This is a genomic window from Citrobacter sp. Cf116, from assembly GCF_030336505.1.
Classification (GTDB): Bacteria; Pseudomonadota; Gammaproteobacteria; order Enterobacterales; family Enterobacteriaceae; genus Citrobacter; species Citrobacter freundii.
Genome location: NZ_JAOWEQ010000011.1, coordinates 1 through 337 on the forward strand (window position 1 = coordinate 1; position 337 = coordinate 337).

At 51.6% G+C, this 337-nt stretch carries 1 protein-coding gene and 1 pseudogene; both read left to right on the top strand.

Features of this window, described 5'->3' with window-relative positions; translation table 11 throughout:
* A partial coding sequence (locus tag OGV74_RS00750) for a hypothetical protein (protein ID WP_502873935.1) occupies positions 1-218 on the top strand: 218 nt, incomplete at its 5' end.
* Positions 219-220: 2 nt separating this feature from the next.
* Positions 221-337, top strand: a pseudogene (locus tag OGV74_RS00755) (RusA family crossover junction endodeoxyribonuclease); the annotation flags it as partial.

The window sequence follows — 337 nt, forward strand, 5'->3', positions numbered from 1 at the left end:
GCATCCAGAGGTGCGTTATGAAGAAAAGCTGGTTTCAACATACACAACTCACCACTGAGCAGGCTGACGAACTGGAAGCCAGCTATAAAGCAAAGCAGATTAAGACCGAGCGTAGTCTGGATAATGACTTTATTCACTGGACGATCAGCGCGTTCTTGCCGGAAGCATCTAAGCCTCCTCGCCAGGACAGAACCTGGCAACAGCGGATCTGGAGGTGAATGTGAAAGTCTACGATATCACCCCAATGGGCAAGCCCCGAATGACGCGCGCTGACAAATGGAAAAAGCGCCCCGAGGTTCTGCGTTACCGGGCTTTCTGTGATGAAGTTCGTCTGCAG